Below are 1,160 nucleotides of genomic sequence, written 5' to 3'. Positions count from 1 at the left end.
CCGTCCATCCAACACCACTCTATGAAACAGGGATGTCGGTAATCGCTTTTGGATTGCTATGGTCTATTCGCAAACAGAGGGAAGGCACGCCGGGGTGGTTGTTGGGGGGAGCGTTTATCTTGGCGGGAATTGAGCGTTTCATCGCAGAATTTTTTCGACTAAATCAGCCTGTCCTGTTCGGGTTGACAGGGGCACAACTCATAAGTATCTTGATGGTCATCATTGGGGCTTGCCTTCTCTACTGGGTCACGCGTCGTCCCGTTGTAACGGAGGAAACGACTGTTTCAATACCACCTTCATCACCCAAGCGCAAAAGGCGGCGGCGGTCATAAAAGCTCGAGATGAACCGGCAGATTGCATCCAGACTATCGTTTCAGCATCTATCGCTGAGGTCCCCGTCCTGTTTTTCGTAGGCCCATCGTGATTTTCACAACACCCCTGATCATAACCATTGTTCCCGCAACTAAGAAGACGATAAGTCCCAATTGCTTGATTTGAGGGGAAGGTAGCAGATATCCGATAAATCCAACGATCATTATGAGGATCAGTGTGTTCAAGAGGATTTTGTTTGCATACCATTTTTGCATTGGTCTTTCCTTACAGGTTCGGGCATGTTCTAATTATAGTGGATGATAAAAATAAATAGACACTTTCGCTCACCGTATTTGGTAGGCGCTGTTTCCAACTGCGCCGATTTGCAGTGCCCAAGTAATTCTAAAATCTACCATAGTTGCTTACTTCTTGGACTTTCAACTGTTTTTGTCGGCTTCAATTATTTCTAGTAACGTGGTGCGCCAATTTTGGAGGTCCGATAGATTCTCTGTCAAGATGTTGTAGATGTCTTCTGGATCGACGCGATAATAGTGGTGGACGACCAGATTCCGAAATCTCACCATTTTGTCGTAAATTGCTGTGGACGTTTCGTCAATGTATCCGGCATCGGCAAGCACGGTTGGGACCTGCCGATAGGAATCAGCAGATGGCAATCCGAGTGAACGGATTACATAGCGGGAAATGTCTACCAATGCCTCAATGGAGGTTTGAAGTCTTCGCACGGTTGCATCCAGATATATAAAATCAGCCATAAACTCATCGCGGCTCAGACCGCTCAAGGTGTTAAGTTTCTCCAAATTGTCGTCAATCGTATCAAAGTTAATTTG

At 46.1% G+C, this 1,160-nt stretch carries 2 protein-coding genes; one reads left to right on the top strand and one right to left on the bottom strand.

The genetic code is table 11. The features are described from left to right. The coding region (locus J4G02_09100) for a prolipoprotein diacylglyceryl transferase (protein MCE2394729.1) at positions 1-332 on the top strand (332 nt) is incomplete at its 5' end. Between the two features lie 417 nt (positions 333-749). Here the strand turns inward: J4G02_09100 and J4G02_09095 are convergent. Beyond that, positions 750-1,160 (bottom strand): DUF86 domain-containing protein (locus J4G02_09095; protein MCE2394728.1); only part of this gene is annotated, 411 nt, incomplete at its 5' end.

It is taken from the genome of Candidatus Poribacteria bacterium (genome assembly GCA_021295755.1).
GTDB lineage: Bacteria > Poribacteria > WGA-4E > WGA-4E > PCPOR2b > PCPOR2b.
Note: the sequence above shows the minus strand (reverse complement) of the source record. Positions and strands in the feature narration are given on the sequence as shown.